General features: G+C 33.4%; 32 protein-coding genes and 2 pseudogenes. 7 read left to right on the plus strand and 27 right to left on the minus strand.

All coding sequences use genetic code 11. The annotated features are described in order from the left end of the window. Window positions 1-21: 21 nt before the first annotated feature. Both ppk1 and mtgA read right to left on the minus strand, forming a co-directional pair. On the minus strand, window positions 22-2103 hold the full coding sequence (gene ppk1 / locus AOY20_RS14270) for a polyphosphate kinase 1 (protein WP_054579974.1): 2082 nt from the start codon (window positions 2101-2103) through the stop codon (window positions 22-24). A 96-nt stretch (window positions 2104-2199) separates the two neighbouring features. Next, on the minus strand, window positions 2200-2877 hold the full coding sequence (mtgA, locus tag AOY20_RS14275; protein WP_054579975.1) for a monofunctional biosynthetic peptidoglycan transglycosylase: 678 nt from the start codon (window positions 2875-2877) through the stop codon (window positions 2200-2202). A gap of 111 nt (window positions 2878-2988) precedes the next feature. Here mtgA and AOY20_RS14280 point away from each other — a divergent pair, with 111 nt between their 5' ends. Next, window positions 2989-3801 (plus strand): rhomboid family intramembrane serine protease, encoded by an 813-nt coding sequence (locus tag AOY20_RS14280; protein ID WP_054579976.1) that lies wholly within the window; start codon window positions 2989-2991, stop codon window positions 3799-3801. A gap of 30 nt (window positions 3802-3831) precedes the next feature. On the opposite strand, the gene AOY20_RS14285 is transcribed toward AOY20_RS14280, so the two are convergent. Both AOY20_RS14285 and AOY20_RS14290 read right to left on the minus strand, forming a co-directional pair. After that, window positions 3832-6315, minus strand: coding sequence for an ABC transporter permease (locus tag AOY20_RS14285; protein WP_054579977.1), 2484 nt, complete (start codon window positions 6313-6315; stop codon window positions 3832-3834). Window position 6316: 1 nt separating this feature from the next. Then, a complete protein-coding gene (locus AOY20_RS14290) occupies window positions 6317-7042 on the minus strand; it encodes an ABC transporter ATP-binding protein (protein WP_054582499.1) in 726 nt (241 codons plus the stop codon). A gap of 9 nt (window positions 7043-7051) precedes the next feature. On the opposite strand from AOY20_RS14290, the gene AOY20_RS14295 reads away from it, so the two are divergent. Then, a complete protein-coding gene (locus AOY20_RS14295) occupies window positions 7052-7681 on the plus strand; it encodes an arylesterase (RefSeq protein WP_054579978.1) in 630 nt (209 codons plus the stop codon). Between the two features lie 43 nt (window positions 7682-7724). Here AOY20_RS14295 and AOY20_RS14300 read toward each other — a convergent pair whose 3' ends face one another. Continuing rightward, on the minus strand, window positions 7725-9245 hold the full coding sequence (locus AOY20_RS14300; RefSeq protein WP_227510342.1) for an amidase family protein: 1521 nt from the start codon (window positions 9243-9245) through the stop codon (window positions 7725-7727). Window positions 9246-9368: 123 nt separating this feature from the next. Next, window positions 9369-9983: a carbonic anhydrase gene (locus AOY20_RS14305; protein WP_054579979.1), complete on the minus strand. Its 615-nt coding sequence runs from the start codon at window positions 9981-9983 to the stop codon at window positions 9369-9371. A 299-nt stretch (window positions 9984-10282) separates the two neighbouring features. Here AOY20_RS14305 and AOY20_RS14310 point away from each other — a divergent pair, with 299 nt between their 5' ends. Together AOY20_RS14310 and AOY20_RS14315 are read left to right on the plus strand one after the other, a co-directional pair. Continuing rightward, window positions 10283-11320 carry an alpha/beta fold hydrolase gene (locus tag AOY20_RS14310; protein WP_054579980.1) on the plus strand — a complete coding sequence of 346 codons (1038 nt, stop codon included), beginning with the start codon at window positions 10283-10285 and terminating at the stop codon, window positions 11318-11320. A gap of 12 nt (window positions 11321-11332) precedes the next feature. Further along, window positions 11333-12334, plus strand: coding sequence for a hypothetical protein (locus AOY20_RS14315; protein WP_054579981.1), 1002 nt, complete (start codon window positions 11333-11335; stop codon window positions 12332-12334). Between the two features lie 77 nt (window positions 12335-12411). Here the strand turns inward: AOY20_RS14315 and AOY20_RS14970 are convergent, their stop codons facing one another. The 11 genes and pseudogenes from AOY20_RS14970 to nfuA form a co-directional block, all read right to left on the minus strand. Beyond that, window positions 12412-12741 (minus strand): hypothetical protein, encoded by a 330-nt coding sequence (locus AOY20_RS14970; protein WP_227510343.1) that lies wholly within the window; start codon window positions 12739-12741, stop codon window positions 12412-12414. A 44-nt stretch (window positions 12742-12785) separates the two neighbouring features. Then, on the minus strand, window positions 12786-12899 hold the full coding sequence (locus tag AOY20_RS14975; RefSeq protein ID WP_236762033.1) for a hypothetical protein: 114 nt from the start codon (window positions 12897-12899) through the stop codon (window positions 12786-12788). A 254-nt stretch (window positions 12900-13153) separates the two neighbouring features. Beyond that, window positions 13154-13450 carry a class I SAM-dependent methyltransferase gene (locus tag AOY20_RS14980; RefSeq protein ID WP_227510407.1) on the minus strand — a complete coding sequence of 99 codons (297 nt, stop codon included), beginning with the start codon at window positions 13448-13450 and terminating at the stop codon, window positions 13154-13156. Continuing rightward, complete coding sequence (locus tag AOY20_RS14985) at window positions 13429-13683, minus strand: class I SAM-dependent methyltransferase (RefSeq protein ID WP_227510344.1); 255 nt, start codon at window positions 13681-13683, stop codon at window positions 13429-13431. Before AOY20_RS14985 ends, AOY20_RS14980 begins: the two co-directional genes overlap by 22 nt. A 65-nt stretch (window positions 13684-13748) precedes the next feature. Next, window positions 13749-13928, minus strand: a complete 180-nt coding sequence (locus tag AOY20_RS14325) for a TonB-dependent receptor (protein WP_054582492.1) — start codon at window positions 13926-13928, stop codon at window positions 13749-13751. 371 nt (window positions 13929-14299) lie between these two features. Next, window positions 14300-14440 carry a hypothetical protein gene (locus AOY20_RS14790; RefSeq protein WP_158320004.1) on the minus strand — a complete coding sequence of 47 codons (141 nt, stop codon included), beginning with the start codon at window positions 14438-14440 and terminating at the stop codon, window positions 14300-14302. Window positions 14441-14480: 40 nt separating this feature from the next. Continuing rightward, entirely contained in the window at window positions 14481-14657 is a 177-nt protein-coding gene (locus AOY20_RS14695) for a TonB-dependent receptor domain-containing protein (protein ID WP_144424790.1), read from the minus strand. Window positions 14658-15046: 389 nt separating this feature from the next. Further along, on the minus strand, window positions 15047-15385 hold the full coding sequence (locus tag AOY20_RS15105; RefSeq protein ID WP_081403409.1) for a TonB-dependent receptor: 339 nt from the start codon (window positions 15383-15385) through the stop codon (window positions 15047-15049). 97 nt (window positions 15386-15482) lie between these two features. After that, window positions 15483-15707, minus strand: a complete 225-nt coding sequence (locus AOY20_RS14335) for a hypothetical protein (protein WP_054582494.1) — start codon at window positions 15705-15707, stop codon at window positions 15483-15485. Continuing rightward, entirely contained in the window at window positions 15683-15814 is a 132-nt protein-coding gene (locus AOY20_RS15100) for a hypothetical protein (protein ID WP_257720061.1), read from the minus strand. Before AOY20_RS15100 ends, AOY20_RS14335 begins: the two co-directional genes overlap by 25 nt. A 187-nt stretch (window positions 15815-16001) precedes the next feature. Further along, window positions 16002-16637, minus strand: a pseudogene (gene nfuA, locus AOY20_RS14340) (Fe-S biogenesis protein NfuA). A gap of 332 nt (window positions 16638-16969) precedes the next feature. On the opposite strand from nfuA, the gene AOY20_RS15060 reads away from it, so the two are divergent. The 3 genes and pseudogenes from AOY20_RS15060 (at window position 16970) to AOY20_RS15205 (ending at window position 19161) form a co-directional block, all read left to right on the plus strand. After that, complete coding sequence (locus tag AOY20_RS15060; RefSeq protein WP_250636019.1) at window positions 16970-17110, plus strand: hypothetical protein; 141 nt, start codon at window positions 16970-16972, stop codon at window positions 17108-17110. Beyond that, window positions 17074-17475, plus strand: a complete 402-nt coding sequence (locus AOY20_RS14345; RefSeq protein WP_250636018.1) for a rhomboid family intramembrane serine protease — start codon at window positions 17074-17076, stop codon at window positions 17473-17475. The genes AOY20_RS15060 and AOY20_RS14345 overlap by 37 nt, the downstream gene beginning before the upstream one ends. 143 nt (window positions 17476-17618) lie before the next feature. Next, window positions 17619-19161, plus strand: a pseudogene (locus AOY20_RS15205) (hypothetical protein). A gap of 66 nt (window positions 19162-19227) precedes the next feature. Here the strand turns inward: AOY20_RS15205 and AOY20_RS15210 are convergent. The 10 genes from AOY20_RS15210 to AOY20_RS15010 all read right to left on the minus strand — a co-directional run bounded on the left by AOY20_RS15210 (window position 19228) and on the right by AOY20_RS15010 (window position 24254). Continuing rightward, a complete protein-coding gene (locus tag AOY20_RS15210) occupies window positions 19228-19626 on the minus strand; it encodes an inorganic phosphate transporter (RefSeq protein ID WP_417855626.1) in 399 nt (132 codons plus the stop codon). Further along, the gene (locus AOY20_RS15215; protein ID WP_417855628.1) at window positions 19623-19751 is read right to left on the minus strand and encodes a hypothetical protein; all 129 of its coding nucleotides are present in this window, start codon (window positions 19749-19751) and stop codon (window positions 19623-19625) included. Before AOY20_RS15215 ends, AOY20_RS15210 begins: the two co-directional genes overlap by 4 nt. Beyond that, the gene (locus AOY20_RS15220) at window positions 19748-20164 is read right to left on the minus strand and encodes an inorganic phosphate transporter (protein WP_417855630.1); all 417 of its coding nucleotides are present in this window, start codon (window positions 20162-20164) and stop codon (window positions 19748-19750) included. The genes AOY20_RS15215 and AOY20_RS15220 overlap by 4 nt, the downstream gene beginning before the upstream one ends. Further along, window positions 20164-20850, minus strand: a complete 687-nt coding sequence (locus AOY20_RS15225; protein ID WP_417855632.1) for an inorganic phosphate transporter — start codon at window positions 20848-20850, stop codon at window positions 20164-20166. The genes AOY20_RS15220 and AOY20_RS15225 overlap by 1 nt, the downstream gene beginning before the upstream one ends. Window positions 20851-21547: 697 nt before the next feature. Continuing rightward, window positions 21548-21802 carry a YadA-like family protein gene (locus AOY20_RS14360; RefSeq protein ID WP_054582495.1) on the minus strand — a complete coding sequence of 85 codons (255 nt, stop codon included), beginning with the start codon at window positions 21800-21802 and terminating at the stop codon, window positions 21548-21550. A 38-nt stretch (window positions 21803-21840) separates the two neighbouring features. Further along, entirely contained in the window at window positions 21841-22458 is a 618-nt protein-coding gene (locus tag AOY20_RS14365) for a hypothetical protein (protein ID WP_144424791.1), read from the minus strand. 15 nt (window positions 22459-22473) lie between these two features. Continuing rightward, on the minus strand, window positions 22474-23064 hold the full coding sequence (locus AOY20_RS14370; RefSeq protein WP_054582497.1) for a hypothetical protein: 591 nt from the start codon (window positions 23062-23064) through the stop codon (window positions 22474-22476). Further along, complete coding sequence (locus tag AOY20_RS14375; RefSeq protein ID WP_054582498.1) at window positions 23033-23386, minus strand: hypothetical protein; 354 nt, start codon at window positions 23384-23386, stop codon at window positions 23033-23035. Before AOY20_RS14375 ends, AOY20_RS14370 begins: the two co-directional genes overlap by 32 nt. Before the next feature lie 510 nt (window positions 23387-23896). Next, entirely contained in the window at window positions 23897-24097 is a 201-nt protein-coding gene (locus tag AOY20_RS15005) for a YadA-like family protein (RefSeq protein ID WP_335334202.1), read from the minus strand. Further along, window positions 24090-24254, minus strand: a complete 165-nt coding sequence (locus tag AOY20_RS15010) for a hypothetical protein (RefSeq protein ID WP_227510346.1) — start codon at window positions 24252-24254, stop codon at window positions 24090-24092. The genes AOY20_RS15005 and AOY20_RS15010 overlap by 8 nt, the downstream gene beginning before the upstream one ends. Window positions 24255-24392 lie beyond the last annotated feature (138 nt).

Raw genomic sequence — 24392 nt, forward strand, 5'->3', positions numbered from 1 at the left:
GACTCCTTTTTTTACTTTATATCAGGTAATCGTACTCAATAAAATACGTTGAGCATTATGTGGCTTCTGACCCTCATCAACCTCTGCACGAACCCACGTACCATCACCTTTCAACAACCAAGCCTGTTGATTATCTTCTAAATAATTAACTAAACCTTGCTGATAAATACGTTTTTTCAAAGCAATATCTTCAATTGGGAAACAAGCTTCAACTCGATTAAATAAATTACGATCCATCCAATCCGCACTTGAACAATAAATACGAGCATCGCCATTATTGCTAAAATAATATACACGTGTATGCTCTAAGAATCTTCCAACGATTGATCTCACGCGAATATTTTCAGATAAACCAGGTAAACCTGGACGCAAGCAACAAATTGAGCGAATAATTAAATCAATTTGCACACCAGCCTGTGATGCTTCATATAATTTATTAATTAACTGAACTTCAGTTAAAGCATTCACTTTCACAATAATTCTTGCTAATTTTCCAGCTTTTGCATTTGCAATTTCTTCATCAATGAAGTTAATAAGCTGTGCATGTAAAGTAAATGGAGCATGAAGAAGTTTCTTCAATTTCGCCATTTTACCCATACCAGTAAGCTCTTGGAAAATACGATGCACATCTTCACACAAATCTTTTTCAGTCGTTAATAAACCATAGTCTGTGTAAATACGTGCATTACCTGCATGATAATTTCCTGTTCCCAAATGCACATAACGCACTAACTTATTATTTTCACGGCGTACAACCAAAATCATTTTTGCATGTGTTTTATAGCCAACAATACCATAAACAACAACAGCGCCTGCTTCTTGCAATACGTTCGCCACTTCAATATTTGATTCTTCATCAAAACGTGCACGAAGTTCAATGACAGCTGTAACTTCTTTACCATTTCGTGCAGCTTCAGCCAAAACTTGAACAATTTCAGAATCTGGTCCACTACGATATAAAGTTTGCTTAATGGCTAAAACTTGCGGATCTCTTGCAGCTTCACGTAATAGATTAATAACAGGTGCAAAAGATTCAAATGGATGATGCAATAAAATATCCTGCTTCTTCATCGCACTAAAAATATTTTCAGACTTTTTCAATACTTTCGGAATAACAGGAATATGTGCATCATAACGTAAATGAGGTCGCTTAAAATTTGACAGTAATCGTGCAAGATTTACAGGACCATTCACCTTATAAAGCTGATCTTCATCTAACTCAAATTCATCTAATAGATATTTATAAATATGTTCAGGACAATTTTCTGTTACTTCTAAACGTACAGCTCGCCCAAAACGTCGCGAACTCAACTCACCTTTCAACGCTTTTGCTAAATCTTCCACATCTTCATTTAATGCTAAATCTGCATTACGTGTAACGCGGAATTGATAACAACCTGTTGCTTTCATTCCAGGGAATAAATCTGACACATGCTCATGAATAATGGCAGATAACATCACATGATGCTCTTTACCATCTGTTAACTCATCTGGTAAACGTACAACACGTGGTAAAGAACGTGGTGCAGGAACGACTGCTAAATCTATTTGACGTCCAAATGCATCTTTACCTTCCAAAGTCACAATAAAGTTTAAACTTTTGTTGGCAAGTCTAGGAAATGGATGTGCAGGATCTAAACTAATTGGTGTAAGTACAGGTGCAACTTGTTCTTGAAAATATTTTTTTACCCAAACAGATTGTGCAGGAGTAAGCTCCCCACGTCTTAAAAAACAAATATCCTCTTCTCGTAACTTCGGCAATATTTGTTCATTCAAAATTCGATATTGTCGTTCAATTGCAATATGTGCTTTCTTTGAAATTTTTTCTAAAATTTGTTTTGGTGTTAATCCATCAGGTGTACGACTTTCATTTCCAAGACCTAATTGCTCCATAACCCCAGCAACGCGAATTTCAAAAAACTCATCTAAATTTCTAGAAAAAATAAGTAAGAAGTTCATCCTTTCAAGAACAGGATGTAATGGATCTACGGCTTGTTCTAATACACGCAAATGGAAATTTAAAATTGATAATTCACGATTAATATAACGATCGTTATAGGTATATTCCGTTTGTGTTGGAAGTGTACTAATTGCCGTATTCATATTTCACCTATGAAAAATTCCTTATGACTTTAAGTATGCTTTAAATTTATTTAAATTTCATAAAAAAAGCTCAATTTAATGAGCTTTTTATCTTTTTTAATTTGGAATATGGCTATAACGCATATATTTTTGAATCATACGCTTTTTATAATTTAAGCGTCGATCATTTCTATTATTCTGATAATATTTAGGATTCGTCAAAATAGCTGCTAAAAATGAGGCTTGTTCACGCGTTAAGCTTTTTGCAGATTTACCGAAATAATATCGAGCGGCAGCTTCTGCACCATAAATATGATTACCAAACTCAACTGAATTTAAATAAACCTCTAAAATTCGTTGTTTAGACCACATACGCTCCATCATCCATGTCGCGATGGCTTCCTCACCTTTACGAATAAATGAACGCTTATTATATAAAAATAAGTTTTTTGCTAATTGCTGTGAAATGGTAGATCCGCCTGCAACGACTTTTCCTTTATCTTTATTTCGCTCTAAAGCAAATTGCATTCCAGCCCAATCAAAGCCTTTATGCTGTAAAAATTTTCCATCTTCAGCAGCAACCACCGCTTTTTTCAAATTATCACTAATTTGATCATAATCGAGCCATTCATGTTGAATAGGCTGAGATCGATCTGAATAGTAAGCAATACGCATAAACATTGTCGTATCTACAGGATGCGTCCGCCACCATGCTAAACTTGCAAATATCCAGATTTGAACCAAAAGGAATAAACTAACAAGTATTAATAAGACACGAACAATAAAAGCCTTCATATGGGAGACTGACCCTTAATTAATTTTTGCCTGCTCATGTTAAAATTTACACGGCAAGAAAAAAAGCATTTTCCTTTAATTTTTTAACATAAATATCTAATCAGCCCAATTATGACGAATTCAACACCCACTTTTGTAAAATCTAAATTTGATCTACAGCTATGGTGGATGACTGCCATTCTAATCGCGATTAATGTTGGATTATTTTTCTGGCAAGTTTTAAATGGTATGGATATTAGTTCTCCTAGCACTCAAGATGCCATTCGATGGGGTGCCGATTTTGCACCTTTAACATTTTTAGAAGAACCACAACGCTTATTTACTAGCATGTTTTTCCATTTTGGTTTTGTTCATCTCATGCTAAACATGTGGGCACTTTATCTTTTTGGTAGCATAGCTGAACAACTTTTTGGTCGAATTTATTTTATTTTTCTTTATATTCTTGCTGGCTTAATGGGAAGTTTACTCAGTGGCTATCTTGCCATTCAAGACAGCTATGAAATTCTTTATTTAGGGCAGGTCGAGCAACATTTACTACCTAGTGTTGGCGCTGGTGCTTCAGGTGCAGTAATGGGTTTAGGTGCAGCTTTAACTGTTTTAGCACTGCTTCCTCAGCTCCCTAACCAACATTTTTTCCTTGATCGTAAAACACTTGTGATTGTAATGGGCTTAAACCTTGCTATTGGCTTTACTATTAGTGGAATTAATAATGCCGCTCATGTTGGCGGCATTATCATGGGAATTATCTTAACGCTGATTTGGTATATTGGCGAAAAAGTAAAACTTCCTTTTATATTCAAAGTAATTGGTATTATTACAGGAATAATCACATGTTACTTTTTCTATCAATATTGCCAAAATCAAATTATTGAACTTCAACCACTTTGGCAAGAATTGGTTCAATGGATGATGTCAGACGACTAAAACCTCTAAATGGGCTTTTAAAAAGATGAATCAAGACTGATTCATCTCTCTTAAGCTCTTTAATGGTGGAATATGACTTAAGTATCCCAGACGATAACGTCCAATTAACATACACAATATGGTCATGCTTAAAGGTAAAATCAACCAAATTTCCCAATGTAATTGCATGACCAAATCCATACGTGAACTCGCAATAGCACTAACTACTTCAGCAAAAATACAAGAGACAATTCCTGCAATAAAGCCCATAAAACCAATTTCAAGAGTTAACATATTTTTTAATTGGCGCTTCGAACCTCCAAAAGAACGCAACAAAGCAACTTCTCTTTTTCGCTCATCCATTAATAAATTTAAGCAAGCAATGAGGACCAAAATACCAGAAACACTAACAAGCAATGCCAGTAAGCTAATAATTTGAATCAGTACACGTACTAAATTTTTAATTTCATCTAAAATTAAACTAACATCAATAAATACAGTATTCGAAAACTGCTGAATAATAGGAATCAGTTTTGCCTTACTTTGCTCAGGCACATAAAAACTACCTAAATAACTTCCCGCATTTTCATCCATTGTTTCAGGTGAAAAGATAAAAAAGAAATTGGGGCTAAAACTTTCCCATTCTACTGTTCTTAGATTAATTACCGTTGCATGAAGCACTCCTTCAGGCAAACTAAAACTAAGCTTATCTCCAACCTTAATACCAAGTTCTTTTGCCGTTTTAGCTTCAACAGAAACTTCATTCAATGCATTAAACTGCGAACGCCCTTCTACAATTTGATTATTTTCAGGATATCCATTCGCTTGTGTAAGATTTAATTCACGGCGTAATGAATTGTTTTCCTTCACCAATTGCTCTGAAAATGGTTGATCATTTTTCGCAATTAATCGCCCCTTTACATTTGGATATAAAGGCGTACTTTTCCAACCTTGTTGTGCAATTTGCGCTTTAAATTCAGGCATATCAAATGGTGGAAGCCCATACACAAATTGATTTGGTGTTTGCGCTGGAAGTTGTTGTTGCCAACGATCCATTAAGTCTGTGCGTAATACCATTAATACCGTAATTAGACTTAGTCCCAATGCCAAAGCCGTAATTTGAAATGCTGTTTGATATGGCACGCGAATATACGTAGATAATCGAGATTTACTCGCTCTGATTGCTTTTAAAATTACCCAAATTACAGCATATAAAGCAGTACATAACAGGATAATTGAACCAATCACCAATACGCTTAAAGTTAAATTTTCAGTCAATACCACACTAAAAACCACAAGACTTAAAGTTCCTGTAAGCAACATCCAAAGCCATGAGCTTACTGACTTTTCTTGTTGACGAATCACACGAATTGGTGGCGTATTTAAAAGTTGCAATAGACTTGGCAATACAAAACCAAGTAATACCAATGTGCTGGTGAGCATTGCAATTGGTAATGGCCCTAAAAGCAAAGCCATTGCTGAAAATTGAAGCTGTAAATGAGGGATTAACTGCAACATCAATTGCAATAAGGCATAACCCAAACCAACACCAATAACTGAACCAATCAACATTGAAATAACTAAAACAACAGCTAACAATACTAAATATGCCATCAAAATATTGGATTTTTTGGCACCAATACAACGTAGCAGTGCAATATGATCTTGGTTTTGTTGTACATATCTTTGCGCAGTTAAAGCAATTGCAATACCACACAATAAAATGGTGAGAATATTTGCCAATTGCAAGAATGTATCTAAATTAGATACAGGTTTCATTAACCGTGTATTACCTTGACTTGCATTTCTTATTTTTAAACTACTTTGCTCTTCAATATCTTGCCCTTCAACTTGAGCTGTTGGAGGATGATCCTTAATATATTGCTTAAATGCTCGCTCATATTTTTTGATTTGATCTGCTTCACCCGCAAGTAATAATCTATATTCAATACGACTTCCCACTTGAATTGCATTCGTAGCAGCGACATCATCTTGAGAAATTAAAACGGTCGGAGAAAAAGCAGAAAAACCTAATTCTTGATTTGAATCTTGCTCAATTACAGCAGCAACTTTAAATTTTCCATCAGCGATATGGATGGTATCTCCCACCTTTACATGCAACAAATCCATTGCACGCTGACTTAACCAAACATCTCCCTTTTTCACAGAAGATTGCTGCGGATTTACTGTCATTTGCCCACGTAATGGAAACGCTTGATCAACTGCTTTGACATTCACCATTACAAAGTTTTCATCTGTATGTGCCATAGAGCCAAATACAGTAACTTTAGATTGCTGTAATGATGCTTTTTTAGCTCTATTTTCCCAAGATGAATCAATAGGTTGATTATCATTTAATACCAGATCTGCTGCTAACATTTCAGAAGCTTGCAACGCAACAGCTTGCTTAATTTGTTCATTACTAAATTTCAATGCAGTCGTTGCACTAATTGCAAGTGTTAAAGCAATAATGAGTAAATAAATGCCTGTTGTTTTAAAGCTTTGTGTAAAGATCGGACGAAATAAATGATTCACTTCATCCTCCTTGTGGATGCTCAATGAGCTGACCATTGAGCAATTCAAAATGACGATGACATTGTTTTGCTAACTGCTGATCATGTGTCACCAAAACTAAAGTTGTTCCCAATTCACGATTAAGCTGAAATAATAATTGTTCAATTTCTTTTGCTGTTTCACCATCTAAATTTCCAGTAGGTTCATCTGCAAAAATAATTTGCGGCTGGCTAATCAAAGCACGTGCAATTGCAACACGTTGCTGCTCACCACCCGATAAAACTTTGGGCGTTTGATGAATTTGTCTTTCTAAGCCAACTTTTATTAATAACTCAATTGCTGCTTTTTCAGCATTTTTATATTGGAAATTTTGCTGCAACCGTAAAGGAAGCATGACATTTTCTAAAGCACTTAAATGTGGAAGTAACTGAAAAGATTGAAATACAAATCCAATATATTTTAAGCGAATAAGTGCTCTTTGCTCTTCACCTAAATCATGTACAGCTTCACCACAGACTGCTAACTGCCCACCACTAGGTTGATCTAATGTTGCTAAAATCCCCAATAATGTAGACTTCCCTGAACCAGAACGCCCAGTAATCGCAACTTGATCACCTGCTTGAATTTCTAAATTCAAATTTTCAAAAATAACTAATTCTTTATGTGCAAGTGGAATCTTTTGTGTCAATTGCTGTGCAGAAATTATTGCTTGTGGCATGATTAAGTTATCGTCATTAAATGTGGTCATAGCATCCTTATGCAAAAAAGCAATCTCATTAAAATAAAATTCGTGTGTTGTCTTTTATTCAGCATAGGTTTTTTGCCAATGCTTGCTTCAGCTAAAACTATCATGATTTTAGGTGATAGTTTAAGTGCTGGTTATGGGATTCAAAAACAACAAGGTTGGGTGAATCTTCTACAAAATAAACTAAACCAACAGTATCCCAAACAACATAAAGTGGTCAATGCAAGTGCAAGTGGTGAAACAACAAGTGGCGCCCTTGCTCGTCTACCAAAATTATTACAAACCCATCAACCCGATATTGTTGTCATTGAACTGGGAGGAAATGATGGTTTGAGAGGTCAACCGCCTCAAATGATTCAAAAAAATTTAGCGCAATTAATACAGCAAAGCCAAAAAAGTAAAGCGACTGTTATTCTTTTAGGAATGAAAATTCCACCGAATCTGGGCACAGCATACAGTAAAGCTTTTGAAAATACATATAAAACAGTAAGCCAACAATATAAAGTAAAACTACAGCCGTTCTTTTTAGATGGTGTAGCTGGAAATAAATCTTTAATGCAACAAGATCAAATTCATCCTAATGCAAAAGCACAACCTATTTTACTAAATAATACTTATCCATATATCAACAGTGCTTTATAGGCACCTTTGATTTTATAAACTAAGCTCTATATAGATATGAGCCTTACTTTAAAGTAGGTTTTTTTCGCATTGGGTACTGCTGTTCAAATGAATATGCTATTTCTAATAATTGCGGTTCACTTAAAGGCAATCCAAATATTTCAATACCAACAGGAACTCCAATCGGTGCTGTTTCTGTTTTTGGGCTAAATCCTGCAGGAACTACAATTGAAGGGAATCCCGTTACTGAACCCAATACACCATTACGTTCAATTTGAGTTTCACCAATTGGTACAACTAAGCGTTTTTGATGAGGAAAAACCAAAGCATCCAACTGATTATTTTTCATCAATTTTTCAACATCTTTTTGCAATTTTTCTCTCGCTATTAAGCGCTTCTTATATTCTTCTGAATCTTTTTTTAAAGTCACTGCTTTTTCAATATTTGCTTTAATTCCATCATCAAACTCTCCTGATTGAATTAAGTTAGCTAAATTACCAATTGGTTTTTGTTTTGGATGACTTATTAAATATGTACTTAAATCTTCATCCAAATCATATAAATGAACACTTGTATCTCTCACTAGAGCATCTGCATTAATTGGCTCATCTATCTGAATAATCGTTGCCCCACTCTTTTCCATTTGTAAAATTGCTTGGTTTACAACATCATTTGTTGTTTTATGAATATCTTCTTTTCCAAAAAAGCTATTTAGAACTCCTATTCTTTTATTTTCCAATCCATTTAATTTCAATGATTGAGTGTAATCTACGGAATAATTATTAGCTAAACTTGTTATAGAATCTGTCGGATCATATCCTACAATAACATTTAACGTTCTCGCAGCATCTGTAACCGTTCTTGTAATTGGACCTGCGGTATCTTGTGTAAATGAATATGGAATAATACCTGATCGACTCACCAAACCAATCGTTGGTCGGAGTCCTACTAAACTATTTGCTGACGCAGGTGATCGAATTGAATTAATAGTATCTGTTCCAATACCAATAATACCGAAATTTGCTGCAACACTCGCACCAGTACCACCACTAGACCCCCCTGGTGTTCTGGTTAAATCATAAGGATTATGTGTTTGCCCTTGCATTGAACTTTTTGTTTCACCCCAAACTGCAAACTCATGTAAATTAGTTTTAGCAATAACAATTGCTCCAGCATCTTTCAGCTTTTGAGCAATAAATGCATTTTCTGTTGTAATATTATTTTTTAAGCTAATAGAGCCACCTGTAGTTAATAAATTTTCAGTATCTACATTATCTTTTAATAATACAGGCACACCCTGTAATGGCTTTAATTTTCCTATTTTTTTATATTCTAAATCTGCTTGCTCAGCTGCAATTAATGCTTCTGGATTAATGACAATAATACTATTAAGATGCGCTCCCTTCTGATCATTTTTAGCAATCGCATTTAAATAATCTTGCATTGTTTCTTTAAAAGTCGTTTTATTTTCAATGATTAATTTATGCAATTGATCTACCGTCAATTCAGCTGTATCAATATTTGCATATGTACCACTTGATATCATAAGCATCAATATCGCGACTTTTAAATTAAGATTTTTCACACAATTTCCCCAAACTAAACTAGTAATTCAATATTTAGAGCAAATCACATGCCAAATTTAGCTTTAAAGCCCCTAAATACAAAAAAGCCAGCAATTTTGCTGGCTTTATACTTCAATTTTTAATTAAAAATCGTAGAATTGTACTTCACCTGTTTCAAGTGAATATTCTGCACCTACAATTTGTAGTTTACCTTGCGCAATTAAGTTTTCCAAAACAGCAGAACCATGTCGTAATTGATTCACAGATGCAAATACATTTGAACGCACAGCATGCTTAGATAATTTATCTAAATCATCTTTTAATTCAGTTTGCATTAAAATTTCAACCGAAGGTCTTACGCGATTTACAATAGACATTAAATTTGCAGATGATGGTTGTGTAGGATTCATTAATGCACTAATAGTTGAATGAATCGCACCACAATGTGTATGCCCAAGAACAACTACTATAGGGCAACCAAAACTTTCAGCCGCAAATTCAACACTGCCAACTTGAGATGGCGCAACAATATTTCCTGCTACACGAATAACAAATAAATCTCCCAAACCTTGATCGAATACCATTTCAGCTGGTACACGAGAATCTGAACAGCCCAAAACAATTGCAAACGGTTCTTGGCTTTCTGCCATTTCTGCACGTTGAGCATGAGTTAAAAGCTTTGGATGATTCGTCTGACCATTTACAAAACGTTGATTTCCATTTTTTAAACGTTCTAAAGCTTCTTCTGCTGTAAGCATTTTATTCACCATGATTTGAAGTCTGAATATTTTAATCTCTGTCTAATCGAATGTCACTTGCAAATAAATTAAGGTTTATCTCTTTTTACCAAACTAAAAGTATTGAAAACAACTCAAAATATTGTGATATAATTCACAAAATATATATTTGTGTTTAAATACAACATAAAAAGACTTAGTGACAAGTCAAATAAAATATTTAGAATAGAATCAATAACATTTGAATCAGAGACTAAGTTTTTTTTAATAAATTTAGACTTTAGATCAAAATGAATTTAAGGTAATCGGGAAAGCAAAATATGTATTCATTCACTCGAAGACTTAGTGTTTTTGGCAAAACATTATGTTTTGGACTTGCTTTATTGCTTTCCTCATCTCTTCAAGCGATTGATAAAAGTATCGATGCTTCATCAACTAATTTTTCAGTTATTCAAAATTTTATCGAACACGAAAGACAATCAGCTGGATTACAAAACAAAACTTTAAAAGTTGGTGACCTTACATGGCACTATAGTGAAGGTGGCTTGTCTCAGAAGCCTTCTATTTTATTGCTTCATGGATTAGCGGGAAATCGTGACAACTGGAATAAAGTTGCTCAATATTTAACACCGTACTATCATGTTATTATTCCTGATTTACCCACAAATTTTGATGCCCAAATTCCTAAAAAGTTTGATATTTCTGTTCCAAATGTATCTTCTGAACTTCGACAATTTATAGAAGCACTACATATTGAAAATAATTTAAATATTGCAGGACATTCTCTAGGAGGCTCTATTGCGACCTACTATGCTTCTCAATATCCATTTGATACCCAAAGTTTATTTTTATTAAGTAGTGCTGGTATTTATAAAGATGCAAAAACATCTTATGCACTAAATCCAGCGCAATTAAAATCTTTAGTCATTACTAAACCGGGCGATTTAGATCAAATCCTTTCAAAATTAATGCAATCTCCACCACCTATTCCATCAAACATTAAAATTGCTCAAGAAAATTTATTAATCTCACAGGCATTTCAGACTACACAGTTAATTGATCAAGTCATCAAACTCAATCAAATTTACACACCTGAAACTTTTGCTCGTTTAGCTCGTTCTGTAGAAGCGCCTACTTTAATTTTATGGGGCAAACAAGATCAAATTATTAACTATGAAGTAGCAACTGAATTACAACAGCTTATTAAAAGAGCCGAAACTCCTATTATTTTAAATAATGTTGGTCATATGCCAATTTTAGAAGCTGAAAATTTAGTTGCTCAATCTTATTTACCATTTCTAGCCAAAACACAAAACCTAAAAAATCCACTTGCTGATAAACTAATACCTTTAAATTAAAGTCGAGCTGATATGTTGAAAGTAGATATGATTGAGCAGCTCATAGAAGCTCACTTAAATTTTCTAGATCAAGAATTGTCTAATACAAACAATATTAAAACTGAGTTTGTTTGTTTTTATCAATGGTTTCGCAAACAAACACTACAAGATATTTGGACATTCGAACAAATTAATCAGCTATTACAACAACAAATTTTAGCAACATCTTTAAGTGATTTCTTCCTTCAGCAACTCGTTGAGCATATTCATTTTGCTCTTGTACACGATTTAAATGAAACAACTAAAATTTCGGATCTTATCCCTGTTTTAGCCGTTGATAAAATTGCGCAATATGTCTCAAGTAAAAGTGAACACCGTCAACACTTAATTAAAACTATCGTCAATAATCCTGCTTTTTCTGCAATGATTACACAATTAATTCAGCATTCAATTCAAGATTATTTAGATAATTCAGTTATGGTTAAACATGTTCCTGGTGTTTCTAAATTTATGAAAATGGGGAAATCAGTTCTAGAAACTGTCACAGATTCTAACTTAGATCAGACAATTCAAAACTATTTGCAAAAAAACATTTTAAAACTCAGCCAAATGAGTGAACATGTTTTAAATCAACATTTTGATGATCAAAAACTTTATCATTTTCAAGCAAATTTATGGCATAAAATTAAAGATTTACCTGTTTCTGTAATTAAAAACTACATTGAAATACAAGATTTACCACAAACAATAAATTTAGGTCATGAAATTTGGGATCATTTAAGACAAACAGATTATCTAAAGCAACAAATACATGATGGTATTTATACTTGGTACATCCGTAATCAGGAACGCTCTTTTGATTTATTACTTCGTGACTTAAATATTGAAGAAAGTTTAGTGCAAAATGAACTGCAAAACTTGCTTGCCCCTCTCGTTCAGCAACTTATTTCTAATCAATATTTGCATGCACGTGCACGTGTTTATCTAGAAAAATTTTATTATTCAGCACATGTGAAATCTATTTTAAATATATAAATTAAATCAAGGGAAATCAGATATATTTCTAATTTCCCTTTAAGTCCTTTTAATTTTGAATTGTTAGAAATAAAAATTTAAAAATGCATAATTGTATTATCAAGCATCTTTAAACGACTGCCTTCTTCTTGCATTTTATGATTAAATTTTTGAATTATTTTAGCATCCACCAATTTCGATTTAGTTCCGACTGGCTGTAAATAATGTTCATTCATCAATAAAAAAATCGTTTCAATTAAAAACATAGGATTCTGCTTAAAGTAATTTAATTTCAGTAAATCATAAAAATACGCTTCATTTTTTACAAATAATCCAAATACTTCAGAAATAATCTCTTTCGGTGCTTTTATTTCACCTATATTTGTATGAAAGGTGATAGCACTATTTTTAGGTACATGCGGCAGCAACTTAAATTTTAAATTACCAATTTCATGAACATGCTCAGTACTCGTTAATGCTTCAGGTTTTTTTGAAAAATATCAACTCTTTGTTTTGAATTCCTTGCTAAATCCTTTAAATATTCTTTTAATTCAGGTGCTTGTTGATTCTGAACAATTTGTTGCATATTTCTTGGAATACTCAAACTTTCAACATTTTCAACTGGATTGCACTTCCTATATAATTCATCTGTGTCGCGCTAAAAACTTTTTGATGCAAGTCACACTATATAACGGTTGCCAATAATCTGTTAAAAACTCATGTACCAAATACGAATTACTATTTTCTAATGACTTTATTATTGCTTCAATTTGAGGATGATCTACAAATGTTCCAGCTTGATGCAAAGCTGAAATAGTGTTTTACCTATTTCAATATTTTTTAAGAAGATTCATTGTTTTGTTGATCTACCAAATGGAGTAGTTTTTGTATCGGTTGTAAGGCACTAGAACCTGGATAACACATGTATGCAAATAAATCCCCTAAATTTTTTAGAAATTTAGCGACTATTTGCAAAATATAATCTTGTTCTTGAGCTGAAACCCACGTAAATGTTCCATGATTCACAATAAAATCAAACTGATTCTGATTTGTTTCTAAAAAAGTTTGAAAATCACCATGTATAAATTCAATATTTTCAATCTCTAAATATGCTGCTAACCCTTTTGCTTTTTCAATATGTTGCTGATTAAATCAACTCCTATAAATTGTCCATGAGGATTTAATATTGCACAAACCAGTAAATTAATTCCTGTTGCACAACCAAGTTCTAAATATGAAAATTTTTTATCAATATCAATAGTATTAAATCCTGAAAACTTTAATACTGTATTCAACCATAACGGCTGCATTTCCTTATAAAAAAATATGGGATAAGGTGCATCCAATACATAGCCATTTTGCTTTTTCATGTAATACCCATAATAATTTAGATTTAAATCAAATGTGAAAATGGGGCTATTCGCCCCATTTTTATTTAAAATTTAATGTTCATTGCAACACTATATCGTCTACCATCTAAAACATAGCTGTTCCCATCATCAACTACATTTTTATTGGCAACATTATAAACACCTGTAGCAAACTCCAGATTATCGGTATATTTATAAACGGCACCTAAATCAACAAAAGTATATGATGGTGTTGGTATACCCATTATTACTTCCGCTTGTCTCACCTCTATAATTTAACTGTGTCCATAAAAGATTTGATCTGTAACATCCCATCTAAGCAGCATTAAACATATGTTTAGGAATATCATTTAATGGCTTACCTTCATACTGACCAGATTTTTGCTCACTATGGTATATGTGTACGACTGTCTATACTTCACCGTATCTGTAATATGATAATCGGTTGTTAATTCAATTCCACGAATTTCTGCTTTATCAACATTATAATTGATGTATAGCCGTTCGAATATAAGGCAAGTTAGGATTATCTAAATAGAATTGACTTCCCTCTTCTTGATTCCTGTAATACGTGATGATCTCGTAATTTTATTTTTAAAATCTGTTTGGAAGAACATTAAGCTTCCCTCAAGCCCCAATCTTGATTGTTATAAGCAAACACCTTCATATGTAAACTTTTTTCTGGTTTTAAATCTGGGTTTGGAATAATTGCTCCCCCCATTGAATTCAACATATACTCAGGAGATGAATTTCTCAAGCTTGGAGCTTTATACCAGAAATTACGCCACCTTTAACAATTAAATTATCCGTTGCGTTATAACTGCATAAGCTTTGGGACTAAAATTACTACCAAAGAATTCATTATGATCATATCTTCCACTGAAAGTTAAAGCTAAATCATTTGTTGCATTCCATGTATCTTCAGCAAAAAGTGACCATTGGTATCTTTCTAAATTAGTGACTTTACCAGCCATATCTGTTTTTTGATGGTAGTACCATCTTTAAGTTTTTCTTTTTTATAAGTTGCACCTAAAGTCAAGTATTATTATCAAAGAAATAAGCACCTTGAGAGTTTGCTGTCAAAGTTTCAAATCTAATTCCCCAGGATTTGTCACATCAACTTTAGTTCCATCTGGATTTGTTATCGTGATTGTTCTCCCTGTAATAGAGGTGTTTTTTATCTTTGTCGTACTGTAAATATGAGTTAACTACAAGCTTGTCATATTTCCCTTCGTGCGTAAGGCTATAATTATTTTTATCTAATTTTGAATACGTTCTTGATGCTGTAGGCAATAGACTTAGGCCCGGATTATGCTCACGTTCTTGTTGAGTATTTGAATATTCCGCTGTAATTGTATTGTTTTCATTTGGCGTGATACAAACTTTGTACCAATATCCTTTTTAGTAAATTTTGGGTCACTTTCCCCAGATTCTGTTGTTGTTCTCTGCAAATGACTTTCATCAATATTTTGAAAACCGCCTGTGACTTGTAATGATAAAAGTTTATCATTAAAGGGGTATTAACATAAACACTTGTATTAAACTCATCACTATTGACATCATTTGAACTTGCGGCTTTTACATATTCTGTCCGAACACTTGCAGTCATTTTATCCTGATGTTTTTTAGTAATAATATTAATTACTCCTCCCATCGCATCAGAACCATATAACGATGATGCAGAACCTCGAATGACTTCAATTCGTTCATTGCTTCTAGAGGTGGTAAGAAATTAACAGAGGCACCTTGTACTCCACCATTTGTCGTCAATAAACTCCCATCATTCATTGGTTTACCATCTACCAATACAACGTATACGACGACCCATTCCACGAATGGATACAGTTTGATTTGTTCCACCCCCTGTACAAATACACCTGGTACATTTTTAAAGCGTCAGTGACATTACTATAAGATTTTTTTGCAAGTTCTTCTGCTGTAATTACAGAAATTGTTGCGGCTGCATCTGCAATATTTTGTTCATAACCACCCGCAGTCGTTACAACAATTGTATCCAACTGCATAATGATTCTGTTGAATTATCCGTATTCTGCTCATTTGCATATACGGAAATAGTCATTGCAGAAAGTACTGCTAAAGTGAGTGTACTTTTAAAAAATTGCTTATTCATAAGATGCTTAGCCCCAACCCAATTGAAAACTTTGTTTAAATTTTGACGCACATTTTATATATTAATAAGAATAATGCAATAGATAATAATAACTATTCTCATTATTATTTATGAGTGATCTATGTAATAAATTTATAACAAAAAATAGCCTCTTAAAGAGGCTATTTTGATCATTAAAAATATCGAATTATTTAAAGTATGCACCATCTGCTTGACTATGATCAGTTTGATCACCACACGTTTAATTCAGGAATATGCTGTTGAAGCGTAGTTTCAACACCCTGTTTTCAACGTAACATCAATGGCAGAACACCCTTGACAACCACCACCAAATTTAAGTACAGCAGTTAGACCATGTTCAGGATCATCAAGTACTTCAACTAATGCACAATTTCCACCATGTCCAGCCAGACCTGGATTAATTTCTGATTGCAGAACATAAGTAATACGTTCTTCAATAGATGCATCTGGTCCTACACGTGGCACTTTAGAGTTTGGTGCACGGAATGTTAACTGACCACCAAAACGATCTTTGTTGTAATCAATCACTGCATCCAACAAATATGGAATTGATGGTGAATCAATAAATGCAGGAAAATCTGGTAATCTTGTTTATAGTCAGTAGGTACTACTTCGTCTGGAGCACTGTAGGCCATACAACATTCAGCACGTGGCGTACCTGGATTTTCAACAAAAACACGAACACCAATACCTGGTGTATTCTGTTTTTCCAATAAATCTTTCAATACTCTTGTGCAGTTGGTGTAATGAGTAAGTTAGGAATTTCTCCTGCAACTGCAGTGCTGGTGTTTTCAGTCGACATAACAAATTTTCCTCAATCTGAAGTTCCTATTCTAACTGAAGATGCGTCTATATAAAAAAAAATCAACTAAATTTGTTGGAATTAATTATAAAGTTTGAAAACTATCATCAAATTAATGGCATTATTGGACACATGAATATAATTTTATGATTTCCTACTTATGCTTGATTTACCTTTTAACCATACTGTAACGATTATCATTATTACAGTTATTATTCATTTTTAGCCTTTTCAAATCAGCGCTTAATGATCGTTTAATATTTTGGCCACCGGCAATGCAAAAAGGCCAATATGATCGTTTTATTACTCATGGCTTTATTCATGCCGATGGTATGCATTTACTCTTTAATATGTTCACCCTTTTCTTCTTTGAAGCATTATTGAAAGTTTCTACCGTCAGTATGCCTATGACATGGGCTTTGTACTTTTTATTTAGGTGGGCCTTATTTTTGCGATTTTACCCAGTTATTTAAAACATAAAAATGATACTCAATGGGCAAGTCTAGGAGCTTCAGGCGCTGTTTCTGCCGTTTTATTTGCATATATTCTTTTTCAGCCTTGGAAACTTATTTTTGTTTCTTCATTCCAGTGCCTGCCATTATTTTTGCTATTTTATACGTTGCTTATAGTATTTGGTCTGGTAAAAAAGGAAATTCAAAATATCAACCACAGTGCTCACTTATGGGGGGCTGCTTATGGAGTTATAATAACAATTTTAATTGAACCAAAGGTTCTGCTCATTTCTTTAAAGCACTTTCTCAACTTCCTTTCTAATATTTCAAAACTCAGGGCTTTAATTTCAAAGCCCTTTAAAATACGATCAAATAATTACAATTAGACTATATTATTGATTGATCATAATTACAAATTTTGAAACACCTCTTATAAAAGTTGGTATCTATTGCCACCGCATTTCTAAAGTTTGTAGCGATAATGTATACATCTGTACATTAATTACATTTGTAGACGAGCTATTTTGCAATGACATCATCTTTAGAAGGCTTACAGTTTCCTATTCATTCAAAAACGAATAAAGCCAGCACATCACAAATGGGAAAAGATATTATAGCTGCGGCATTAGCTAATATTGATCCTGCAATAAGTTTAGAAATAAAAAATGAAAAAAACTGGCGTAAGCAATATCCCAAATACTTTAAAGCGCTGGTTAAACATGGCATTAAAGATAGCAAATACACCTTAGAAATTGCTAAAAATGGATTAACAAAGGCTCATCAATCTTTTGATTTCTATCACAATCAAAATAAACATTCCTTTTCCGATGTCATGACGCTTCCTCACAATGCTTTACATACTTTTAAATTTACTGGTAAAAATGACAAACAACCTGAATGGTACGTTCCATATCAAGGTAAAAATTTACAAGGAAGTGAGTTACTTACACAAATCCAAATTTGGGAAAATTTGGGTACGATTGAACCTAGCCATGCAGATGCTTTACGTGAAGTCATTGCACATCCTGAATGGCTTGATTTATCTGATCGAACAATGGTTTTATTTGGCGCTGCATCTGAAGCAGGGCCCTCACCTGGCTTTCAAAATGGAAAGCAAATATTGTCGCTGTAGACTTACAAAATGAACGAGTATGGGAAAAAATTCTCACAACAATTCAAAATGGTAATGCCACACTTTATGCACCTTCAAAAGAAAATGTAAATCATATAACTGATATGGCAACATTAAAAACCAAGTTAGGTGCTAATCTTTTAACACAAACACAAGATATCGCTCATTGGCTATTAGAAAATCCAAATCATTTAGATCTTGCTGCAATTGCTTATTTAGATGGTGAAAAACATGTCCGTGTCGCATTGGCAATGGACGCTATTATGGAATATATAAGCCAGCACAAAGTAAATACTAGCCTCATGTTTATGTGTACACCTACTGATGTATATGCTGTACCTGAAGAAGTCATTTCCTCAGCACATGAAAAATTCAAAAACCGCTCAGCACTAAATAAATTATTAACAAAGAGTATTTCAACAGTAAGTTTCAAACATTTCTTTAATGAAAATAATGATGCACTTATTCAATCAAATGACCAAAAATCGTATGGTATAGCAGATTGCTTAGTTGTAGAACAAGGACCTAATTATGCGCTTGCAAAACGCTTACAACAATGGCGCGCAATACTTGCACGTGCAGAAGGTCAAACGGTAAGCATCAATATCGCACCTTCAACAACAACACATTCTGTTACTAAAAACCCTCTACTTAAAGCTGCATTTAATGGTGCATCTCTATTTGATGTAGAGGCATTCAAACCAGAAACCACAAATGCGTTAATGGCTGCTCTTTGGATTCATGATTTACGTAATTCAAAATCAGTCGCGCACCTCAAACAAAACTTAATCATCCTCTCGAACTTATGATGAGTGGTGCAAATCATGGTGGTTTGTGGCGTGTAGCATATTTAGCAAGAACTGCATTACCTTTTGCAGCACTTTATGGTTTTGCTAATGAAAAACTCCCCTTAAAGAATTTATTTTCTACAAAAAAATAAAATTCTACAGCATAAAAAACGCTGCGATTGCAGCGTTTTTTAACATCTAAGCATTAAATTTCAACATTAGAAAACTTTTAGCAGTAACCAAATAAAAACACCAGATAAACAAATTGTTGCTGGCAATGTGAAAATCCAAGCAGACAAAATTGTTTTAACCATCTGTAAATTTAAACCAGATTTATTTGCAACCATCGTACCGGCAACAGCAGAGTTTAAAACATGTGTTGTTGAGACAGGCATACCGAAACCATCAGCAGCAGCGATAGTAGACATCGCAACTAGTTCAGCTGACATACCTTGACCATAAGTCATATGTTGCTTACCAATACGTTCCCCCACTGTCACTACAATACGCTTCCAACCTACCATTGTACCCAAGCCTAGAGCAAGCGCTGTCGCAACTTTAACCCATGTTGGAATATATTGAAGGAATGAATCTAAGCTATTACGATACTCCTTCACAACTTTACATCATCCTTAGACATTGCAGGCAATTGCTCTGCTTTATCTAAACGCTTAAAAGCTGTAACACTTAAGTACATATCATTACGTAAATTTGAAACTTCATGCTCAGGAATATTTTTCAATCACCATAATGACCAATTTTATCACCTACATGCTGAGTCAAGCTTGCTAAAGCAGGAACAACTTCTGGTGTAATGTCCTTAGTTTGAATATATTTAGTGATGATATCTCTTGCTTGAGGATCTGGCATTTCTTCATGCTTCGGATAAATAATCGTCGCGGTTTGCGCAGATAGACTCTCAAAAGTCTGCAAGTGCTGTTGATCTAGATTTTTATTTAATGAATAAGCAAGTGGCACAATACCAATCAGAATTAACATGATTAGTCCCATACCCTTTTGACCATCATTTGAACCATGTGCAAAACTTACACCCGTACAAGTAAAAATCAAAATCGCACGAATTAATGGTGGTGGTGGCTTATTCCCTTCAGGTGGCTTAAAAAGCTCTAATTGTTTCTTAAATATTTTTTTCACTAAAAGAAATAAACAGCAGCAAAAGCAAAACCAATTAAAGGAGAAAACAATAATGCCTTACCAACTTTAATCACTTGTTCTAGGTCAACACCTGATGCACCCAAATCTGAATGCAAAATGTAATTCATAATTCCGACGCCTAAGATCGAACCTATTAAGGTATGTGAACTTGAAGCTGGAATTCCTAGAAACCAAGTTCCTAAATTCCACAGAATTGCAGCTATAAGCATTGCAAAAAACCATTGCAAAGCCAGAGCCATCACCTGAACCAACCCCATAATCAGCTCTACAGGCAATAATGCAATAATACCGTAAGCAACAGCACCACTAGCAACCATTACCCCAATAAAATTACAAAATCCTGCCCACATCACAGCAACAGGAGCAGATAATGCATTTGTATAAATAACCGTAGCTACAGCATTTGCAGTGTCATGGAAACCATTTACAAACTCAAAACCAAGAGCAATAAATAAAGCTGTTCCTAATAATACTAAAGAATACAAACTTAATGCTGGTACATGTGCTAAATCACTAGATAATTGAATACCTATATAGATTAACGTAGAGAAAATCAGTGTAAGAAACACTGGAAGAAAAAACTTTGGCGTTGGCACATGAACATTTGTCGACTTCATTTCGGTCGACTGATGCGCTGAATCAACTGGGTTTTGATTAGAATTCATGCAAGCAAAAAAGAGGATAACGAATCCACTTATTGTTCAATTTAATTATGACAATTATATGACAATTGCACGCTTAATAAAGTATTTCCTTCTACTTCTTATCAATTTAACTACTTAATGCTTAAACATTGAGTAAAAAATCAATAAGTTTCAAATAAATAATTTTATATAAAATAATTTTTCATTATTACTTTATTTTGAAACATTACAAATTATATTCTTCAAAAAAGATCTAATCTATTTTCTATGACATATCATTACTTTTAATTATTACAATTTTATGAATTAAGATAAAATAGTCTGCAATTAAAATTAAACCCATGTTTTGAAAATAGATCACATTTATTTAACTTACTGTTTTATATCTTTTTTGTAAAAGCAGTCGATAAATCTCTTCATTTTCATTTTGAATATTTTGAGTTTTTCATTCATTTCAATAATCATTCTATAAAGCTTTTTAATTCTTCTTGATTAACAGAAATTTGAGCATTTTTTTCTCCAAATAGTCAACCATAAAAAATAACCTCTTATTTTTATTCAAAATTTATTAAAAACCAACATCATATATTAGTGATATATCAAGTATTATTATATATTCTTACACCTTATTTAATATTTACTTATTCTTTTGTTATCTCATTTATAATATAGAAATCCCACAAAATGTGGGGATTTTTTTATGCTTTATACTTCAGTATTACTTACCACCAAATACATAAACACCTAAACGACCGCCAACTTCATTACACCCTGCAAAACCTACAGCAGCACTAAAAGATGTACGCCCATCGGCAAACACATTCGCAATACCGACAGCACCAGCACTTTCACCTTTATAATGACCAGCACCACCAAAAACTGCAAATTGCCCAGCTCCAATATTTGGAATTTGTTGCTGCGCAGCTAAAGCAATTGCAACACCACGATATGAAGTCTTCTCAACTTCATCCATACGATTATTTAATTGTGTAGCTGTTGTATTAAACTGTGTTAAACGTGATCAACTTCTGCAATTTTATTATCCAATTGCTTCGTAGCATTTCCTACTTCTTTATTAATATTTTCAACAATACTTACACCACCAATTTGGTAGTCCGCGGCATTAATAACACCTGTTGTTGTAATTCCTGAAGCAGTAACTTCTGTTGACTCTTTTTTATCACCATCAGTTTTTACAACTTCCAAACCATATTTGTTTGACTTATCTTCATTTGTACCAATTATACCAGTTGATACGTATTGTTCAGTCGTTTTAATAGGATTTTGATTAAACTGCTGATTAAGAATTGTCGTAGAACCATCTGGATTAGTAATCGCAGCCTGAACAACTTGTTGATTTACAGTTTGTACTGACTCTTTATAAGTAACATTTTTATTAGTTACAGTATTATGGACTTTTGCAATATCATAAACACCTTCAGTATATTCTCCTGTACCTGTACGAATATGCGTACCTGCTGTTGGAGTTGTACCAGAATAAGCAGTCAATGAACCATTCGTAGCAACTTCATAATACTTAGATGCTAATTCACGACCAGCATCATCATTATAAATTTCAATGATAGTTTTACCATTGATCGTATACTCACGTGTTTTTTTGAACACCACCGAGTGTACTACTGACTAACTTACGATCCACAACACTACCGTCAGTTTTTGTAAAACACCTTTGTTCGATAAATCTGCTAATGCAACACCATTACCAGTCATCATTACGACATTATCATTGTCTCGAGCACTAACACCATAAATATTTTTAGATGGATCTAATGCTTGACCTGCAAGGTAAGTACCTGTATTTGCTAAAATACCAGATTGTACATAACGCACATCAGTAACTGTATTTGCACCATTAACAAAATCACCAGATACTCGTGTTAATGATCCATCTGGATTTGTAATATAACCATCAACTCCACCATTAGAAGTTAAGCTTGTTCCTTGATATCCATAAAGTACATGCTCACCATTAACTACTTTGTTTTCATAGCCTGTGACTGCAGTTGCACCTGTTCTACCATCAATCTGACCACCTTTTAAAGTACTAGCATCAACACTGCCAGTATATGGAACTAAATTATTTCCATCTTTTACAAAGTAACCCGTATATTCACCTGTGATCGGATTTTGAAAACGATATACATCAGTCCCATTTGGACCCGTATATCTAAAAACATCATATTTAATATATATTACCTTGCTGACCTGTTGCAACTAATTGCTGTGAGCCCAAATCAATACCAATCCAGCGAGTACCATCAGTTGTATTAATATTTAATGTTGGTAAATAGTTATTTGCATAATACTGAACAGTGGTTGTTGAATTTGCTGTAGCTAGCTCACCATACACAGGAGCTTGTACTAAAATTGCAACATTATTAGCACCAACCACAGGATTATAAATAATATTTTTATTATGTAGACCTTCGGTTACTTGTACTGGATTTGCAGTTTGAACCACAACTGCTGCTTGTAAAGAAAAGTAATAAGCCCTAAACTTATTGCCAACACTGTCTGCTGAACCTTCATAAATCACTCCAATTTTTTATATAAATACTGACTTACTCAACTAAAATGTAAATCAGCGATTTTAAAAGGACTCTTTATTTATTATTTAGATTCTCTTCAAAGTCGACCTTTTTGGTGGTTTGGCAAATAATAATCAAACAGCACTCATTAAATCAATCTAAATTTGATTTATTTTAATTAAACTTAACATTATATTTTTTTAACATGAAAAGTATTTAATTAATTATCAATAACTTAAATAAAAATAAAATGTAATTTAAGTTAATCATATTTTTATTTTTAATACTTCAAAATCCAAATATCATTAGATTTTATTTACAATCTATATCAACAATCACTTGCTCTTTAAGCATATTAAATAAAATTAGAACACATCATTATTTAGAAAATATTTCATATAAATCACCACCACAAAAATCAAAAATATCTTATTTAAATTATTATATAAAATAGATCACATTATTTTATTAATTTTTTTCCCAAAAAAAATCCTCACAAAAGTGAGGATTTTTACACATTAACTGTAAATATTATTTACCGCCAAATAAGCAACACCTAGACGACCACCAACTTCATTACCGCCAGAGAAACCTACAGCAGCACTTACAGAAGTACGACCATCTGCAAATACACTTGCAACACAGCACCCAGCACTTTCACCTTTATAATGACCAGCGCCACCAAATACAGCAAATTGACCTGCACCAATATTAGGAATTTGTTGTTGTTGCTAATGCTACTGCGATACCACGATAAGAAGTTTTTTCAACATCATCAACACGGCGGTTTAATTCAGAAACATTATTACTTAAACCAGCAAAACCAGATTCTAAGCGATTCAAACTATCACTTACACTCTTGTTACCATTAATCACAACATCACCAGTAGTTTTAATACCAGTTGCAACAACAGTAGTCTGGTCAACAATATTACCATTTACAGTATTTGTTGCTTGTAGACCGTAAGTATTACTACCATTTCATCAGTAGCAAGAATACCAGTAACTACATTT

Source organism: Acinetobacter equi (assembly GCF_001307195.1).
Lineage (GTDB): Bacteria > Pseudomonadota > Gammaproteobacteria > Pseudomonadales > Moraxellaceae > Acinetobacter > Acinetobacter equi.

What these genes read in the sequence shown, in the direction of transcription:
- ppk1 (WP_054579974.1), bottom strand. Translation starts at nt 2,103, where the DNA reads ATGAATACGGCAATTAGTACACTTCCAACACAAACGGAATATACCTAT.
- mtgA (WP_054579975.1), bottom strand. Translation starts at nt 2,877, where the DNA reads ATGAAGGCTTTTATTGTTCGTGTCTTATTAATACTTGTTAGTTTATTC.
- AOY20_RS14280 (WP_054579976.1), top strand. Translation starts at nt 2,989, where the DNA reads ATGACGAATTCAACACCCACTTTTGTAAAATCTAAATTTGATCTACAG.
- AOY20_RS14290 (WP_054582499.1), bottom strand. Translation starts at nt 7,042, where the DNA reads ATGACCACATTTAATGACGATAACTTAATCATGCCACAAGCAATAATT.
- AOY20_RS14295 (WP_054579978.1), top strand. Translation starts at nt 7,052, where the DNA reads ATGCAAAAAAGCAATCTCATTAAAATAAAATTCGTGTGTTGTCTTTTA.
- AOY20_RS14305 (WP_054579979.1), bottom strand. Translation starts at nt 9,983, where the DNA reads ATGCTTACAGCAGAAGAAGCTTTAGAACGTTTAAAAAATGGAAATCAA.
- AOY20_RS14310 (WP_054579980.1), top strand. Translation starts at nt 10,283, where the DNA reads ATGTATTCATTCACTCGAAGACTTAGTGTTTTTGGCAAAACATTATGT.
- AOY20_RS14315 (WP_054579981.1), top strand. Translation starts at nt 11,333, where the DNA reads ATGTTGAAAGTAGATATGATTGAGCAGCTCATAGAAGCTCACTTAAAT.
- AOY20_RS14975 (WP_236762033.1), bottom strand. Translation starts at nt 12,899, where the DNA reads ATGCAACAAATTGTTCAGAATCAACAAGCACCTGAATTAAAAGAATAT.
- AOY20_RS14985 (WP_227510344.1), bottom strand. Translation starts at nt 13,683, where the DNA reads ATGAAAAAGCAAAATGGCTATGTATTGGATGCACCTTATCCCATATTT.
- AOY20_RS14325 (WP_054582492.1), bottom strand. Translation starts at nt 13,928, where the DNA reads ATGGGTATACCAACACCATCATATACTTTTGTTGATTTAGGTGCCGTT.
- AOY20_RS14695 (WP_144424790.1), bottom strand. Translation starts at nt 14,657, where the DNA reads ATGGCTGGTAAAGTCACTAATTTAGAAAGATACCAATGGTCACTTTTT.
- AOY20_RS14335 (WP_054582494.1), bottom strand. Translation starts at nt 15,707, where the DNA reads ATGCAGTTGGATACAATTGTTGTAACGACTGCGGGTGGTTATGAACAA.
- AOY20_RS15100 (WP_257720061.1), bottom strand. Translation starts at nt 15,814, where the DNA reads ATGAATAAGCAATTTTTTAAAAGTACACTCACTTTAGCAGTACTTTCT.
- AOY20_RS15060 (WP_250636019.1), top strand. Translation starts at nt 16,970, where the DNA reads ATGCATTTACTCTTTAATATGTTCACCCTTTTCTTCTTTGAAGCATTA.
- AOY20_RS15225 (WP_417855632.1), bottom strand. Translation starts at nt 20,850, where the DNA reads ATGAATTCTAATCAAAACCCAGTTGATTCAGCGCATCAGTCGACCGAA.
- AOY20_RS14360 (WP_054582495.1), bottom strand. Translation starts at nt 21,802, where the DNA reads ATGGATGAAGTTGAGAAGACTTCATATCGTGGTGTTGCAATTGCTTTA.